This window comes from Streptomyces sp. 891-h, assembly GCF_022760275.1.
Lineage (GTDB): Bacteria > Actinomycetota > Actinomycetes > Streptomycetales > Streptomycetaceae > Streptomyces > Streptomyces spirodelae.
The window spans coordinates 6583319-6599344 of the sequence record NZ_CP050693.1 but is presented as its reverse complement, the minus strand read 5'-3'; the positions used below and the strand labels follow the sequence as shown (position 1 = coordinate 6599344).

Below are 16026 nucleotides of genomic sequence, written 5' to 3'. Positions count from 1 at the left end.
CCCCCTGGGTGACGTCTGCGGTCTGCGGGGAGCGGCGGCGCTCAGGCCACGTAGGAGCGCGGGACGTCGGAGGGGGTGGGTGCCCCGGACCGCACCAGGTCGGCGGCGGCCGCCAGCCGGGATGCGGCCTCCCTCGCGAGCGGCTCACCGATGGTGAACGGCAGCCGTACGAACCCCTCGAAGGCACCGTCCACACCGAACCGCGGCCCGGAGGGCACCCGGACGCCGAGCCGTTCACCGGCCTCCGCGATCCGGGAGCCGGAGAGGCCGCCGGTGCGCACCCACAGGGTGAGGCCGCCGAGCGGTACGTCGAACTCCCAGTCGGGCAGGTGGTCGCGGAGCGCCGCCGTCAGTGCCTCCCGGTTCTCCCTGGCCCGGGCCCGGCGCTCGGTGACGGCCGCCTCCCAGCCGTTACCGCCCAGCAGTTCGGCGACGGCCAGCTGTTCGAGCACGGGGCTGCCCAGATCGACGTAGGCGCGGGCCGCCGTGAGGCTGCGGATGATCTCGGGCGCTGCCCGTACCCAGCCGATCCGCATCCCCGCCCAGATCGACTTGCTGACCGAGCCGACCGTGATGACGGCGGAGCCGCCCGGGTCGAAGGAGGCCATCGGCCGCGGCATCTCCAGCCCCGGCGCGCCGGTGCTCGGCGTTCCGGTGGCGCCGGGCGGGCCCAGCGGCAGGTCGGCCATGGTCTCGTCGGCGATCAGCACGGTCCCCGCGGCGCGCGCCGCCGCCACCAGTTCGCGGCGCTGTTCGGTACCGGCCAGCGCCCCGGTGGGGTTGTGGAAGTCCGCGACGACGTAGGCGAGGCGTGGCGCCGCCTCCCGCAGGGTGCGGTGCCAGGCGGGCAGGTCCCAGCCGGCCAGACGGTCCGCCATCGGAACGGGCACGAGCCGACCGCCCGTCTCGCGCAGCAGTTGCAGGACGTTCGCGTAGGAGGGGTGTTCGACGGCGATGCGCTCCCCGCGCGGGACCAGCATCCGCGCCAGGGCCCCCACTCCGCCCAGCGCCCCGGTGGTGACCATGATCTGCTGCGGCATCGTGGGCACGCCGAGCGCGGTGTAGCGCTCGGCCAGCGCCTCGCGGAGCACCGGCAGGCCGGCCGGATAGTCGCCGTGGGTGTGCGCGTAGGGCGGGAGGGCCGTCAGCGCGCGCTGGAGCGCCTCGCTCAGGGCCGGCTGTGCGGGGAGCGCGGCACAGCCCAGGTCGATGACGGTGCCCTCGTTCTCGGGCGGGAGGGGGTGGAGGCCGCGGCTGGGCAGCGGCTTGCCCGCAGGTACGGTCGTCCAGCTTCCCGAGCCGCGGCGGGATTCGAGGAACCCGTCGGAGCGCAGCGCCTCGAAAGCCGCGGCCACCGTGGTGCGGCTCACCGACAGCGCCGCGGCCAGCTCCCGCTCGGCGGGCAGCCGGGTCGCCACCGGAATCCGGCCCTCCAGGACGAGCAGCCGCAGCCCCTCGGCGAGCGAGCGGTAGGCGGGCACCTTCCGGGTGGCCTGGGCCGTGCGCGTCGCGACCACCCCGGTGGCCGGTGCCTCGGCGGGGCCTGCCATGCCTGCCGCGGCGGTGCTCTCCCGCGCCGCTTCGGGGTTCTCGCGCCGCGTGGCGTGCTGCGAGCCGAGCAGCCGCGCGAGCTGTGCGGCCCCCACGGCGGAGTTCCAGTGCGCCATTGTTCGGTCCACCTCTCCCGGATTGGCCGTTGAAATGGCCTGCTTCCATGCCACAGGGTGCCACGAGACAGTCCACTGGCACGAGAAGGGGTAGACCTTTGTCCATATCGAGGGGTTCTGGCAGGCATCTGGTCCGTCGGTTCACGCAGCTGTACGTGGGGCTGCTGCTGTACGGCGCGAGCGCGGCGCTGATGGTGCGCGCCGGACTGGGGCTGGACCCCTGGGACGTCTTCCACCAGGGCATCTCCGAGCGCACCGGGCTGTCCATCGGTACGGTCGCGATCATCGCGGGCGCCGCGGTGCTGCTGCTGTGGTGGCCGATGCGCGAGCGCCCCGGCCTGGGCACGGTCTCCAACGTCTTCCTGGTGGGCCTCTCGATGGACGCGACGCTGTGGCTGCTCCCCGAGGTGGAGGCGCTGGCTCACCGCGTTCCGCTGCTGCTGGGCGGGGTGGTGCTGAACGGTGCCGCGACAGGGCTCTACATCTCGGCGCGGTTCGGACCCGGACCCCGCGACGGGCTGATGACCGGACTGCACAAGATCACCGGGCGCTCGATCCGGCTGGTGCGGACGGGGATCGAGGTCGTGGTCCTGGTCACCGGGATCCTGCTGGGCGGCTCGGCCGGGGTGGGCACGGTGGTGTACGCGCTGGCGATCGGGCCCCTCGCCCAGTTCTTCCTGCGCTTGTTCGCGCTGCCGGACAGCACCGAGCCCGGCGATGCCTCCCGCGTGGTGGCCCGCGGCGGCAAGCAGGCGCGCGCGATACCGCGCCGGTGACGGCTGCGGCGATACTGCCGCGGTGACGAACACACGAACGACCAAGGGCCGCCACCCCTCCCCCGGCCGGGGCCACGGCCACCCGTTCCTGGATTCCGCCGTACCGCTGGCCTTCGCACACCGGGGCGGTGCCGCCTCGGGGCTGGAGAACACCCACGCGGCCTTCGCCCGGGCCGTCGGGCTCGGCTACCGGTATCTGGAGACCGACGTGCACACCACGGCGGACGGCGCGCTGGTGGCCTTCCACGACACCACCTTGGACCGCACCACCGACAGCGGCGGCGCGCTGGCCGAGCTCAGCTGGGCCGAGGTGAGCCGGGCTCGCGTGGCGGGCTCCGAACCCGTACCGCTCTTCGCCGACCTGCTGCGCGCGTTTCCCGGGGTGCGCTGGAACATCGATGTGAAGACCGACAGCGCCCTGGTTCCGCTGCTGGAGCTGCTGGCGCGCGAGTCCGCCTGGGACAGGGTGTGTGTGGGCTCGTTCGCCGAGGCGCGGGTGGCCAGGGCGCGTGCGCTGGCGGGCCCCCGGCTGCTGACCTCGCTGGGCACCGGCGGGGTGCTGGCACTGCGGATGCGCTCCTACCGGCTGCCGTTCCGGCTGCCGACGGGCGCCGGCTGCGCGCAGGTGCCCGAGCGCCACGGCAGGCTCCGCGTGGTGGACCGCGCCTTCGTACGTGCCGCGCACGCGCGGGGGCTGCGGGTGCACGTGTGGACGGTGAACGATCCGGCCCGCGCCGCCGCCCTGCTGGACCTCGGCGTGGACGGCATCATGACCGACGAGTTGGAGATGCTGCGCGAGGTGTTCGCCGCACGCGGCGCCTGGCCCCGGACATGACGGCTCGGCCCGGCCTCAACGCGACAGCAGGAGCGCGCTGTTGACGGCGACGGCTTCCCCGTCGGAGGGAGACGGGCTGTAGTCTCCCCGGACCGGTTGCGGAGATCGTTCGCATTCTGCGGGTCGAGCGCCGAGAGCAGCCCGCACAACCGGAGACGGGGAGGAACGGGGATGGGAACGGTCGCACCTGATGCGCCGGATGCGCCGCAGACGCCGGATCGGAGCGCGGCTCCAGGGAAGTTGGCGGCACCGGGCCGTGAGCGCCGCCGCGAGCAGCGCGGATGGTACTTCTACGACTGGGCCAACTCCGTCTTCTCCACCAGTGTGCTCACCGTTTTCCTCGGCCCGTATCTGACCGAGGTCACCAAGTCGGCCGCCGACACCGACGGCTATGTGCACCCGATGGGCATTCCGGTGCGGGCGGGCTCCTTCTTCCCGTATGCGGTCTCGGCCTCCGTACTGCTCTCGGTGCTGGTGATGCCGCTGGCCGCGGCCTTCGCCGACCGTACCGGGCGCAAGAAGCCGCTGCTGGGCGCCGCCGCCTATCTGGGCGCGGGGGCGACCACGGGGATGTACTTCCTGGACGGCGACCGCTATCTGCTGGGCGGCGTGCTGCTGGTGGTGGCGAACGTCAGCTTCGCCGTCTCCATCGTGCTCTACCACGCCTTTCTGCCTCAGATCGCCGCGCCCGAGGAGCGCGACAGGGTCTCCGCACGCGGCTGGGCCTTCGGGTACGCCTCGGGCGCACTGGTGCTGGTGGCCAACCTCGGGCTGTTCCTGGGGCACGAGGCGCTGGGCGTCGCCGAGTCGACGGCGGTCCGCATCTGTCTGGCCTCCGCCGGGCTGTGGTGGGGCATCTTCACCGTCGTCCCGCTGCTGCGGCTGCGGGAGCGGCCGGCGGTGGCGCACAGCGCGGACGGCGCCGCGCGCGCGGGGCTCGGGCAGGGGTTCCGCCAGTTGGCGGGGACGTTGCGCCAGTTGCGCCGCTATCCGCTCACCCTGATGTTCCTGCTGGCGTACCTGCTCTACAACGACGGCATCCAGACGGTGATCACCCAGGCGTCGGTCTACGGCTCGGAGGGGCTCGGGCTGGACCAGACGACGCTGATCGGGGCGATCCTGCTGGTGCAGATCCTCGCCGTGGCGGGCGCCCTGCTGCTGGGCAGGCTGGCGGCGCGCTACGGGGCCAAGCGCACCATTCTGGGCTCGCTGGTGGCCTGGACGGCGACGGTGGGCGCCGGGTACTTCCTGCCCCGCGAGGACCCGGTCTGGTTCTACGCGCTGGCGGTGGGCATCGGCCTGGTGCTGGGCGGCAGTCAGGCGCTGTCCCGCTCGCTGTTCTCGCATCTGGTCCCGGCCGGCAAGGAGGCCGAGTACTTCGCCCTGTACGAGATCAGCGACCGGGGCACCAGCTGGCTCGGCCCACTGGTGTTCGGACTGACGTACCAGCTGACGGGCGAGTACCGGAGCGCCATTCTGTCCCTGGTGGTCTTCTTCGCGCTCGGTTTCGCGCTGCTGCTGCGGGTACCCGTAAGACGTGCGGCAGCGGCCGTGGGCAACGTCGCACCGGGCCGGATTTAGACCTGTGGGTGCTGGGCCGGTAGTGTACGCCTTTGGCCCACCGGGATGGACCGTTACTGCACGCCGAAGAGATGCGAACAGTGGGTGACATCTTCTGTCAGTTGTGACAAACCGGTCACCGGGGGGTACCGCAGATCAACGAAGCGGCGGCACGAAGGAGCAGCGGCGCGCAGCCTTCCGTCACGGTTGGAGGTGCGTGACGGGTGGGCGATATCCCGATTGCGGGAATCTTCACCGGCGGCCGGACGTTGACCGGATGACGACGACAGCGACACCTGTCCTGTGGGCGACCAGCCCGGGAGGCACGAATTCATGAGTGAGCGAGCTCTTCGCGGCACGCGACTCGTGGTGACCAGCTACGAGACCGACCGCGGCATCGACCTGGCCCCGCGCCAGGCCGTGGAGTACGCATGCCAGAACGGCCATCGTTTCGAGATGCCGTTCTCGGTAGAGGCCGAGATTCCATCCGAGTGGGAGTGCAAGGTGTGCGGCGCACAGGCACTCCTGGTGGACGGCGAGGGTCCGGAGGAGAAGAAGGGCAAGCCCGCGCGTACGCACTGGGACATGCTGATGGAGCGGCGGACCCGTGAGGAGCTCGAGGAGGTTCTCGCCGAGCGGCTCGCCGTACTCCGCTCCGGCACCATGAACCTCGCGGTGCACCCCCGCGACGACAACAGCGGAAACAAGCGCAAGTCCGCCTGATATCGGTGCGGCGCGCCATCTGAGGAGCGGCGCACCGAGAACAGCATGAGAGGGCCCGAGGCACGCCGAGCGCGTGCCTCGGGCCCTCTTGTGCTGCCTTCACGGTTGGGAGCGCCCTTCACACCTGGAAGGCCGGGGTCACTCCCCGCGCTGCTCGTCGTCGCGGACGACCTCGCCCTGGACGACCTTGCCGTCCGGGCGGTGCATCCGCACCTGCTGCTCGGCCGTACGCGCCTGCTGGTAAGCGTCGCCGAGGGTGCCGCGCGGAAAGCCGCTGCGGCGGTCCAGGGAGCGCTGCACGGTGCCGCGCAGCAGCTTGGCCGTGGGCGGGAAGAGGCACAGCAGCCCTGCCGCGTCCGAGACCAGCCCGGGGATCATCAGCAGCAGCCCGCCGAGCATCGCCGTCCCGTTGCCGCCACGGCCCTCGGTGGCGGCCTTGTCGCCCGGGGCACCGGCCTCGTCGCCCCCGCGGGTCTGCTCCTGGGCGCGCTGGACGGTCTCCGCCAGGTTGCGCCAGGCGCGGCGGCCGGCCCGCTTGATCGCGGCGGCGCCGAGCACGAAGCCGCCGGCCAGCACGAGGAAGACGGTCAGGCCTCCCGCCGCCTGGCCGAGCAGGGTCAGCAGCCAGATCTCCAGCACGGCCCACGCCGCGATGCCGAGCGGCAGCAGGGTGCGGCCCTTCGACCGAGGCGGCCGGGGCGGATGCTGCCCGCCGGAGCGGGCCCCGGCTCCCTGCCCCGGACCGCCGTCTGCACCGCCCGAGTCCTGTCCCTGGGGCTCGTACGGGAAGGGTGCGCGCGTCGTCATTCTTCCAGTGTGCCTGGTGTCGCGTAGGCCCGGGATCAGCACCGCGGTGAGCGCTGCTGCCGGTGCCTCGGATCAGTGCTCCGGGCGGTTGCCCGAACGGTTCTCCCCCCGGCCCAGCACCTTCTTGACCCGGCCCTCGACGCCCCAGGCGGCGATCCGCCACAGCGCCTCGGCCATGATGTCCCGGCTCATCTTGGAGTCGCCGCGCTCCCGCTCGACGAAGGTGATGGGCACCTCCACCACGTGGTACCCGGCGTGCACGGTGCGGCGGGTGAGGTCCACCTGGAAGCAGTAGCCCTGGGAGGCGATGGAGTCCAGGCCGATGCCCTCCAGGGTCTCCTTGCGGAAGGCCCGGAAGCCGGCCGTCACATCGCGTACGTCGACGTCCAGGAGCAGCCTGGAGTAGGTGCTGGCGCCGCGCGAGAGGAACTCGCGGGACTTGGGCCAGTTGACGATCCGGCCGCCCGGCACCCAGCGCGACCCGATCACCAGGTCGGCGCCGCCCAGCGCGGTCAGCAGCCGGGGCAGTTCCTCGGGCGGGTGGGAGCCGTCGGCGTCCATCTCGATCAGTACGCCGTAGCCGTTGTCGATCCCCCATCGGAAGCCGGCCAGATAGGCGGCGCCCAGGCCCTCCTTGCCCTTGCGGTGCAGGACGTGGACGTGGTCGTCCTCGGCGGCGAGCTCGTCGGCGATCTTGCCGGTGCCGTCGGGGCTGTTGTCGTCCGCGACCAGGATGTGCGCCTCGGGCACCGCCTCGCGTACCCGGGAGACGACGGGCTGGATGTTGTCGGCCTCGTCATAGGTCGGGATGATGACCAGGGCCGTCCCTAGCGGGCCGTATCGCCGCTGTCCGCCGTCCGTCACTGGTGCTGCCCCTCCGCTTGAGCCTGTCGGTCGTGCTCGTCGTTGCCGTCCCCGTGGCCGGCGGCGTCCGGTGCCCCCGGCTGTGTGCGGGCACCGCGACTCCTGCGGCCCAGGAGCACGGCTCCGGCGCAGGCGAGCACGCCCACGATAGCGATCACCCATTCGGGAGCGGCACCGACGCGGTCGGCAAGGGTGATCTCGTCGCGCAGCGGGAGTTTCCCGTTGAGGACGTCCTGGGTGAACTCGTCCGTGCGCTGCTGGACCGTCCCGTCGGGCGAGACGATGGCGCTGATGCCGCTCGTCGCGGCGGTCACCACGGCGCGGCCGTGCTCGACGGCGCGCAGCTTGGACATCGCGAGTTGCTGCTCGGGCTGGCCGGTCCGCCCGTAGGTGGCGTTGTTGGTCTGGACGACCAGCGCCCGGGCGCCGTCCTTGACGGTGTCCCTGGGGATCTCGTCGTAGGCGACCTCGAAGCAGATCACGTCACCGAGGCGCGCCGGGCCGGTCTGCAGGACGCCGGTGTGGTCGCCCGGGTAGAAGTCGCGGGGCACCTGCTGGAGACGGGTGATGACCTTGCTGAGCTGGTCGCGGAAGGGGACGTACTCGCCGAAGGGAACCGGGTGCTGCTTGGTGTAGGAGGCGCCGGGGCCCTTCTCGGGGTCCCAGACGATGCCCTGATTCTCGACGTAGCCGGACTTGGTGGGGTGGTCCACCAGGGCGCCGACCAGCACGGGGACGCCGACCGCCTTGACGGCCTTGTCGATGCGGTTGCGCGCCTCGGGGTACTTGTACGGGTCGAGGTCGGAGGAGTTCTCCGGCCAGATCACCAGGTCGGGTCTGGGCTCCTTGCCCTTCTTGATCCGGTCGGCGAGATCGAGGGTGGCCTCGACGTGGTTGTTGAGGATCTGCATGGGCCGGCCGAGGAAGTGCATGCCCGGCTGCTGGACGTTGCCCTGCACCACGGCGATCCGCACGGTGTCGGCCGCCTTGGTCGGCACCGGCACCGCGAACCCGGCGGCGGTGACCGCCCCGGCGAGCGCGAGGGCGCCGGCTCCGGTGGCGTACGCGCGGGTGGTGCGCGCCGGCGCGGAGCGCAGCCGCCCGCCGGTCAGCGCGACGGCGGCCAGCAGGGTGCCCGTCAGGGCCACCGCGAAGGACACCAGCGGTGCGCCGCCGAGCGCGGCCAGCGGGGTGTAGGGCGAATCGGTGTTGGCGAAGGCGAGGCGGCCCCAGGAGAAGCCGCCGAACGGCAGCCTGTCGCGCAGGAATTCCTCGGTCAGCCACAGGCACGCGCCCCACAGCGGCCAGAGCGGCAGCCGAGAGGTGACGGCGAGCCCGGCGCCGAGTCCCAGCACGAACAGGCCCTGCAGGAAGGCGAGTCCGATGGTCGCGTCCCAGCCGACGACGTGCAGCCACTTGAGCAGGACGACGAAGAAGGGCCAGCCGAAGGCGAGTCCGAGCCAGGCGCCCTGGCGTCCGGTGCGCTCGCGGGTGAGAAGGCTCAGCGCGGCGACGGCGACGAACGACAGGGGCCAGATCCCGTAGGGCGGGAAGGCGAACGCGAGGGCGACGCCGCTGAGCGCGGCCAGCGCTGTGCTGCGCGCCTCCCGCCGTGCGAGCGCCGCCAGCCTGCGCGTCCGCCCGGGGCGCCCCGCCTCTTGGGACGCGGGCTGCCCGGCGTCCGCGGAGACGTTACTGCTCACATGCGGTGACTCGCCCGGCGCGCTGCGCCGCGCGGCAGGTGCCGTCTTCCGCTCCCGGGAGCCGTCCGGGGCGGAAGCGGAGGTGGTGTCGGGGCCCGATGCCAAGGTCGCGGCCTTCCTAGCAGGTCGTGCGGTGGTGTGAGCCGACGGTACAACGCTCGGGGGCCGGTGCGGGGCACGGGACCGTAAAGCGACGGTTTGGAGGGCGGGACGTGTTCGCCGGATCGCAGCATGTGATCTCTCACCGCGTGGGCGTGTTCGGCAGGGGGCCACGGCCGATCCCGTCCCGGCCAGGGACCCGGCGCCCTTCGGGCCGACCTGGGACCCGCTGGCTGCGGATCGTCCGAAAGCCGTTGTCTACTGAGCGTCCGGGCCCCGTCCCGGGTCACACCCGCCGACCGGCGGAAACCATCTGTCCCCGTGCCGCGGGCGCTGGACCTGGCTCGCAGTGGTGGTGCGCCGGTGCGGTACACCACCCCGTGGCCCAGCGGCGTTCGACGACAGCGCGGAAGATCCCCGGTCGGACGTCCTGTGGTGGACGCGGCCGAACCTACCGGGCTTCGGGCAATCATTGTCAACAGCCCGGTCACCTGGGGTGTTTCGGTGAAATACCAGGTCAGTGCGGAGAAGGCGGCGTCAGGGCGGCGGACGGAGGGGGTCTCGTTCGGCCGTATCGCCCTCCGTCAGATCACTCGTCCGGCCGTGCGTAGACCGTGCGTCCGCCGACCACCGTCCGCAGACAGACCGGGACTTGACCGCCCGGCGTCAGGTCGGGCAGCCCCGGGGTCCCCGAACGGGGGTCGGTCGACCAGTTGGCGACCCGGGTGTCGGGGGCCTGGACGATCAGCTGTCCGGTGCGCCACAGCGCGTAGTCGGCGGGGGCGCCGGGCACCAGCACTCCGGCGTCGTCACGGCCGAGGGCGCGCCAGCCGCCACGGGTGTGCGCGGTGAAGGCGCCACGGACGGAGATCCGGTGCTCGTGGGTGTGGTGGAAGGCGGCGGCGCGGATCGCCTCCCAGGGGCCGAGCGGGGTGACGGGGCTGTCGGAGCCGAGCGCGAGGGGCACTCCGGCCCGCAGCAGCGCCGCGTACGGGTTGAGTGTGGCGGCGCGTTCGACGCCCAGGCGGCGCGCGTACATGCCGTCCGCGCCGCCCCAGGCCGCGTCGAACCCCGGCTGTACGGAGGCGGTGAGGGCGAGGTCGGCGAAGTCGGCGATGGTCTGCTCGGTGAGCATCTCGGCGTGCTCGACCCGGTGCCGGGCCGCACGGACGCGGGCGAGGCCGACCCTCTCGGCGGCGCCGCGCACCCCGGCTGTCACGGCCTGGAGCGCGGCGTCGCCGATGGCGTGGAACCCTGCCTGGATCCCCGCCTCGGTGCAGGCCGCGACGTGGGCCGCGACGGCCTCGGCGTCCAGCAGAGCGCTCCCGCTGGTGTGCGGCGCGTCCGCGTAGGGGGCGCACAGGTGCGCGGTGTGCGAGCCGAGGGAGCCGTCGGCGAAGAGGTCGCCGGCGGCGCCGACCGCACCGAGCTCCCGGACCCGGGCGGCGTCCTTGGCCGAGGTGAGGTGTTCCGCCCAGTAGCCGTGGACGCGGGGGCCCGGCTCCTCGGCGGCGAGCGCCAGCAGCCCGCGCAGATCGTCCTCGCCCGAGATGTCGGGGCCCGCGCACTCGTGCAGCGCGCCGATGCCCAGCGAGGCGGCATGGGCCCGCGCCGCGCGCTGCGCCTCGGTGCGCTGGCGCTCGGTGAGCGTGGCGTAGGCGGCCTCCCGTACGGCGTGGTGTGCGTCACCCGTCAACGGTGCGTCGGGCCGGTACCCCGCACGGGTTGTGAGGTCGGGGACGAGGTCGAGCATCGCCGTGCTGGCGAGCGCGGAGTGGACGTCGATCCGGGTGAGATACAGCGGCCGCCCGCCGCTCGCCTCGTCGAGTTCGGCGCGGCCGGGGTGGCGCTGCTCGGGCCAGGCGTGGGCGTCCCAGCCGGTGCCGAGCAGCACCCGGTCGTCCGGCCGGGCCTTTGCGTATGCGCGCACTCGCGCGAGCGCGTCGGCGAGCGTGGGAGCGCCCGACAGATCGAGCCCTGTCAGCGCGAGTCCGGTCGCCGTTGTGTGCACATGGGCGTCTGTGAAGGCCGGGGTGACCAGTGCGCCGTCGAGCTGCACCACCTCGTCGACGCCATCGGCGAAGGAGTCGGCAGCACCCTCGGAGCCGATCCAGGCAATGCTGTCGCCCTCCACGACCATCGCGGTCGCGAACGGATCGGCGGGGCTGTGCACCTCGCCACCGCGCAGCAGCAGGGTACGGGGCCGGGAGGGGGTCGCACTGTCGCTCATGGCAACAGTCTCCCGCCTGCGGCCGGGCACTCCTGCCCGGGGTCGGACGCGCGGCGTCGGACCGCTGGGTCAGATGCGCGGCGGGCGCGCCTCGTACGGGGTGGACAGCACGACGGTCGTGCGGGTGGAGACCCCGGCGAGGCTGCGGATCCTGGCCAGCAGGTGCTCCAGTTCGATGGGCGTGGCCACCCGCACCTTGAGGATGTAGTTCTCGTCCCCCGCCACGCTGTGGCACGCCTCGATCTCCGGGACGTCCGCCAGCCGCTCGGAGATGTCGTCCGGCGCGCTGGGGTCGAACGGTTTGACGGAGATGAACGCCGTCATCGGCAGCCCGACGGCCTCGGGGTCCACCAGCGCGGCGTAGCCGCGGATGACGCCCCGCTGTTCGAGGCGGCGTACGCGCTGGTGCACGGCCGAGGTGGACAGGCCGGTGGCCTTGCCCAGGTCGGTGTAGCTCATCCGCCCGTCCTTGACGAGCAGTTCCACGATCTGACGGTCGAGTTCCTCCACAGCGGATCACGGTACCCGCGCTCGTGCGCCCGGCGCACCGGGAACGCTCCGGAACGAGCGGACGGCGCGCCGCGTCGCGCGAGCGCCGGGGGCGAACACAGGAACCGTGGGTATGTGACGAAGGACACACTTATGCACCCGCGTCCTCCCGTGCGAGGTGATTATGCGCGTGGCACGGCGGGAAGTGCTTGCTGTGGCCGGAGCCCAGTCGCCCGGCCGTTCCATCGAGGGGGATTACATGCGCACGACGAAGTCCGCCCACTCCGCTCGCCGGTACGACGAGACGCAGCAGCACGACGCGGCCGCTCCCCCGGACGGCCCTGACGTCTCCCCAGAGTTGACAGGACCGGTCGCCGAGGACGAGATGTACGAAGGTCTCCGCGTCAAGTGCCCCGAATGCCGCCAGGCCATCGCGGTCTTCACCCACGAGGAGAAGCTGCCGCGCCACGGGCTGTGCGCCTCACCCTGGGACCCGTTCGGGCTGACGGTGTGCCAGGGCTCGGGCCGCCCGGTGCGGGAAGCCACGCCCTGGGACAGTGAGACCCGTGAGCGCGCGGTGAGCGAACTGCTCACGCTGCCCGAGGGACTTGACTGGCGCACCCAGCCGTTCTCCCACGCGGGCCGCCCCGACCACCGGCCGGTGCGCGCCGGAGCCCGGCCGTAGTCGGCAGGTGGTCGGACGGTCGCCTTCCGTTCCCTTCCGTTCCGCTCCCTTCCGTTCAACGTTCCGTTCCGATACGGAGCGTTGCCGACACTCGGTGACGAAACGGTGCCATGGCGCTATGCGCGTTTTCGGCAGGGCCCCACTGAGGAACCCGTGAGCGGGTAGCTCCGTGCGGGCCCGGCGTGGGTCCCGCACGGGTGGGACCCGGTGCCGAGGAGGCGTCATGGCAGCGAACACGAGCACGAAGAGCAGGACGGGCAAGTCGGCGGGCACCAAGCAGGGCGGCAAGCAGGACCAGCAGCAGCGCGCCCTGGTGCGGGAGCTGCTGAAGCTGCACGGAAAGACCTACGCGGAAGAAGCGGGCATCACGCTGCGTGACACCCCGCAGCCGCTCTACCAGCTTCTGGTGCTCTCCCTGCTGCTGAGCGCCCGCATCCGCTCGGACATCGCGCTCGCCAGCTCACGAGCGCTCACGCGGGCCGGGATGAAGGACCCCAAGCGGATGGCGGAGGCCACCTGGCAGCAGCGGGTCGACGCGCTCGGCGAGGGCGGCTACCGCCGCTATGACGAGCGCACCGCCACCCAGCTCGGCAAGGGAGCCGAGCTGCTGCTGGACCGCTGGGGCGGGGACGTGCGCAGGATGCGCAAGAGCGACGATCCGGAGCAGGCGCTGCGCGAGGTCCCGGGCATCGGTCCGATGGGCGTCGCGATCTTCCTGCGGGAGGCCCAGGCGGTGTGGCCCGAGTACCAGCCGTATCTGGACGACAAGGCGCTCCAGGGCGCCGAGCGGCTGGGGCTGCCGAAGTCCCCGGAGAAGCTGGCCGGGATGGTCAAGAAGGACGAGCTGGCACCGCTCGCGGCCGGACTGGTGCGGGTGGCGCTCAGCAAGGACGTCGCCGAGGAGGTGTGGGACGCCGCCCGCGGGTGACCGGATCTCGCCCGCGGGCAGTGCCCCGTCAGAACCTAGAGCTCGATCAGCGCCTGGACCGGCAGGTGGTCGCTGGGGTACTGCCCGCCCCGCTCGAAGGTGTTGATCGAGGCCCGGCGTACCCGGACGCCGGGAGAGGCCAGTATCCAGTCGATGCGGTCTCCGTCGGGCACCAGCGGCCGGTAGCCGTGGAAGGTCCCGTACGGCTCGCTGCGACTCTCGGCCGCGTCCCAGGTGTCGACGAGCCTCCCGTCGGCCAGCAGCGTGTCGTGGACGGGGTTGCCGTGCGCCGGGACGTTGAAGTCGCCGGTCACCAGGCGCGGCAGAGCCGGGTCGAGCCCGCCGAGCCGCTCGTTGATCAGCGCGGCCGACCGCTCACGCGAGGGCTGACTCCGGTGGTCGAGGTGGGTGTTGAGGTGGTAGAGCTCGTGCCCGGTGGCCAGATCGCGGAACCGGACCCAGGTGACCATCCTGATGACGGTGTTGCCCCAGGTGGCCGAGCCGATGAGGGCGGGCTGGTCGGAGAGCCAGAAGTGGTCGTACTCCAGCGGCCGCAGCCGCCGGACGTCGTAGAAGATCGCCATGAACTCGTCCCGGCTGCCGCCCGCGCGGCCGATGCCGAGCCAGTCGTAGCGCGCCCACCCCAGGTCGGCGGCGATGTCCTGGAGCTGCGCGTACAGCCCCTCCTGGGTGCCGAGCAGATGCGGCCGCTCCCGCCGCAGCAGCGCCCGGGTGACCGGCCTGCGCTCGGGCCAGCTGTTGGGCGGGGTCTCGGACGCGTAGCGCAGATTGAAGCTCATCGTGCGAAGCGCGGCGCCGCCGGCTCTTCGCTGCTCCTGGGTGGGCTCAGTGGCGGGGTGTGCTGTCGGGGGGTGCGCTGTCTCGGCGTGGGCGGTCGCGGCACGCGCGGTCAAGGGCAGGGCGAGGGCCGCCGCCGCGGCCGTACGGATGCCGCGGCGGCGGGTGAACTGTGGTGCGGATGCGGTCATATGACGCCTCCGGCTGTGGGCGGTACCCGACGTCCGGGAGATTCTCAGACCCTCGGATGAGAGGGAAGTGGCCCGTACGGGTACGGGGCGCGAACGGCGCCGCCCGGTTCCGCAGCGCCCGCCGGCTTGCCCGCTCAGCCCTTGCTCTCCGGCCCGGCCAGGTGCCGGGCGACCACCATCCGCTGGATCTGGTTGGTGCCCTCGACGATCTGCAGGACCTTGGCCTCGCGCATGTACCGTTCGACGGGGAAGTCCGTCGTGTAGCCGTATCCGCCCAGGAGTTGCACGGCGTCCGTGGTGACGCGCATGGCGGTGTCGGTGCAGAACAGCTTGGCCATCGCCGCCTGCTTGGCGAACGGCTGCCCCGCGTCGCGCCGCCGGGCGGCGGCCAGGTAGAGGGAGCGCCCGGCCTCGATCTGGGTGGCCATGTCGGCGAGCATGAAGCGCAGGCCCTGGAAGTCGGCGAGGGGGCGGCCGAACTGTTCGCGTTCCGCCGTGTAGGCCAGCGACTCGTCCAGCGCCGCCTGTGCGACGCCGACGGCGCAGGCGGCGATGCCCAGGCGGCCGGAGTCGAGGGAGGAGAGCGCGACGCTGAAGCCCTGGCCCTCGTCCCCGAGTCTGCGGGCGTCGGGGACCCGCACGCCGTCGAAGTGGAGCTGCGCGGTGGGCGATCCGTTCAGCCCCATCTTGTGCTCCGGCGTGGCGGCGCTCAGCCCCTCGGCGTCGGCGGGGACGAGGAATGCGGTGATGCCGCAGGGCCCCTCCTCGCCGGTGCGGGCCAGGACGGTGTAGAAGTCGGCCACGCCGCCGTGGGTGATCCACGCCTTGGTGCCCTCGAGCACCCAGTCAGCGCCGTCCCGGACCGCCCGGGTGCGCAGTGAGGCGGCGTCGGAGCCGGAGGAGGGCTCGGAGAGGCAGTAGGCACCGAGCAGGCCGCCGCCGAGCATGTCGGGCAGCCACTCGGTGCGCTGTTCCTTGCTGCCGAAATGGGCCAGCCCGTGACACGAGAGGGAGTGCACGCTGGTGCCGAGCCCCACCGTGAGGCGAGCCGCGGCCAGCTCCTCGAGGACCTGGAGGTAGACCTGGTAGGGCTGGCCCCCACCGCCGTACTCCTCGGGATAGGGCAGGCCGAGGAGACCCGCCTCGGACAGCAGCCGGAAGGTCTCGCGGGGAAAGGCGCCCGCGGCCTCCTGTTCGGCCGCCACGGGCTTGATCTCCCGCTGCACCAGATCACGGACGAGGCCCAGCAGGTCCCGTGCCTCGTCGGTGGGCAGTTCACGTTCCACCGGCTGCGGACCGTCCTTGGGCATGGCGCGCTCTCCTTCGGGTCAGGAACTACGGCGACGACGCCGGGGTGAGGCGGGTCGCCGAGGGACACCGGCCCGCTGGCGGACCGGGGGTGCCGCTGCCCCTGCCGTGATACTGCACCGTCGGATCGCGAGGGTGGCTGACCAGCGGCTGCGGCGAGTTGGAGTATGCCCGATCGGGAGCCGCACGTCACCGGCGTACGGCGACGAACCGCGCGCGGGCCAGGGCGCAGCCCGGCCGGGGGCGGCCACGGAGACCGTCTCCGAGATTGGTCCGAACCATTGACGCACTGGTCTAGTCCTTCTACATTCCCCGAACGTACGACCGGCACCACACCCCCCGCACCCCACACGCGAGGTGACC

At 72.5% G+C, this 16026-nt stretch carries 14 protein-coding genes; 6 read left to right on the top strand and 8 right to left on the bottom strand.

The annotated features are described in order from the left end of the window. Nucleotides 1-41: 41 nt before the first annotated feature. Entirely contained in the window at nucleotides 42-1667 is a 1626-nt protein-coding gene (locus HC362_RS29085; RefSeq protein ID WP_243087139.1) for a PLP-dependent aminotransferase family protein, read from the bottom strand. 98 nt (nucleotides 1668-1765) lie between these two features. On the opposite strand from HC362_RS29085, the gene HC362_RS29080 reads away from it, so the two are divergent. The 4 genes from HC362_RS29080 to HC362_RS29065 all read left to right on the top strand — a co-directional run bounded on the left by HC362_RS29080 (nucleotide 1766) and on the right by HC362_RS29065 (nucleotide 5561). Next, nucleotides 1766-2443, top strand: a complete 678-nt coding sequence (locus HC362_RS29080; RefSeq protein ID WP_243087138.1) for a hypothetical protein — start codon at nucleotides 1766-1768, stop codon at nucleotides 2441-2443. 22 nt (nucleotides 2444-2465) lie between these two features. Continuing rightward, nucleotides 2466-3278: a glycerophosphodiester phosphodiesterase gene (locus tag HC362_RS29075; protein WP_243087137.1), complete on the top strand. Its 813-nt coding sequence runs from the start codon at nucleotides 2466-2468 to the stop codon at nucleotides 3276-3278. Nucleotides 3279-3449: 171 nt separating this feature from the next. Beyond that, nucleotides 3450-4859 (top strand): MFS transporter, encoded by a 1410-nt coding sequence (locus HC362_RS29070; RefSeq protein WP_243087136.1) that lies wholly within the window; start codon nucleotides 3450-3452, stop codon nucleotides 4857-4859. A 312-nt stretch (nucleotides 4860-5171) separates the two neighbouring features. Next, nucleotides 5172-5561, top strand: a complete 390-nt coding sequence (locus tag HC362_RS29065; protein WP_243087135.1) for an RNA polymerase-binding protein RbpA — start codon at nucleotides 5172-5174, stop codon at nucleotides 5559-5561. Between the two features lie 138 nt (nucleotides 5562-5699). Here the strand turns inward: HC362_RS29065 and fxsA are convergent, their stop codons facing one another. From fxsA to HC362_RS29040, 5 genes are all read right to left on the bottom strand, one after another. Beyond that, on the bottom strand, nucleotides 5700-6368 hold the full coding sequence (fxsA, locus tag HC362_RS29060; RefSeq protein WP_243087134.1) for an FxsA family membrane protein: 669 nt from the start codon (nucleotides 6366-6368) through the stop codon (nucleotides 5700-5702). A gap of 72 nt (nucleotides 6369-6440) precedes the next feature. Beyond that, entirely contained in the window at nucleotides 6441-7232 is a 792-nt protein-coding gene (locus HC362_RS29055; protein ID WP_243087133.1) for a polyprenol monophosphomannose synthase, read from the bottom strand. Continuing rightward, complete coding sequence (lnt, locus tag HC362_RS29050) at nucleotides 7229-9040, bottom strand: apolipoprotein N-acyltransferase (protein ID WP_243087132.1); 1812 nt, start codon at nucleotides 9038-9040, stop codon at nucleotides 7229-7231. The genes HC362_RS29055 and lnt overlap by 4 nt, the downstream gene beginning before the upstream one ends. A gap of 583 nt (nucleotides 9041-9623) precedes the next feature. Continuing rightward, nucleotides 9624-11264: an amidohydrolase gene (locus HC362_RS29045; protein ID WP_243087131.1), complete on the bottom strand. Its 1641-nt coding sequence runs from the start codon at nucleotides 11262-11264 to the stop codon at nucleotides 9624-9626. Nucleotides 11265-11333: 69 nt separating this feature from the next. After that, nucleotides 11334-11774, bottom strand: coding sequence for an Lrp/AsnC family transcriptional regulator (locus HC362_RS29040; protein ID WP_243087130.1), 441 nt, complete (start codon nucleotides 11772-11774; stop codon nucleotides 11334-11336). A 238-nt stretch (nucleotides 11775-12012) separates the two neighbouring features. On the opposite strand from HC362_RS29040, the gene HC362_RS29035 reads away from it, so the two are divergent. Both HC362_RS29035 and HC362_RS29030 read left to right on the top strand, forming a co-directional pair. Next, nucleotides 12013-12438: a hypothetical protein gene (locus HC362_RS29035; RefSeq protein ID WP_243087129.1), complete on the top strand. Its 426-nt coding sequence runs from the start codon at nucleotides 12013-12015 to the stop codon at nucleotides 12436-12438. 223 nt (nucleotides 12439-12661) lie between these two features. Then, on the top strand, nucleotides 12662-13366 hold the full coding sequence (locus HC362_RS29030) for a hypothetical protein (protein WP_243087128.1): 705 nt from the start codon (nucleotides 12662-12664) through the stop codon (nucleotides 13364-13366). 35 nt (nucleotides 13367-13401) lie between these two features. On the opposite strand, the gene HC362_RS29025 is transcribed toward HC362_RS29030, so the two are convergent. Together HC362_RS29025 and HC362_RS29020 are read right to left on the bottom strand one after the other, a co-directional pair. Continuing rightward, nucleotides 13402-14355, bottom strand: coding sequence for an endonuclease/exonuclease/phosphatase family protein (locus HC362_RS29025; RefSeq protein WP_243087127.1), 954 nt, complete (start codon nucleotides 14353-14355; stop codon nucleotides 13402-13404). 134 nt (nucleotides 14356-14489) lie between these two features. Beyond that, a complete protein-coding gene (locus HC362_RS29020) occupies nucleotides 14490-15665 on the bottom strand; it encodes an acyl-CoA dehydrogenase (RefSeq protein WP_243087126.1) in 1176 nt (391 codons plus the stop codon). Between the last annotated feature and the right edge of the window lie 361 nt (nucleotides 15666-16026).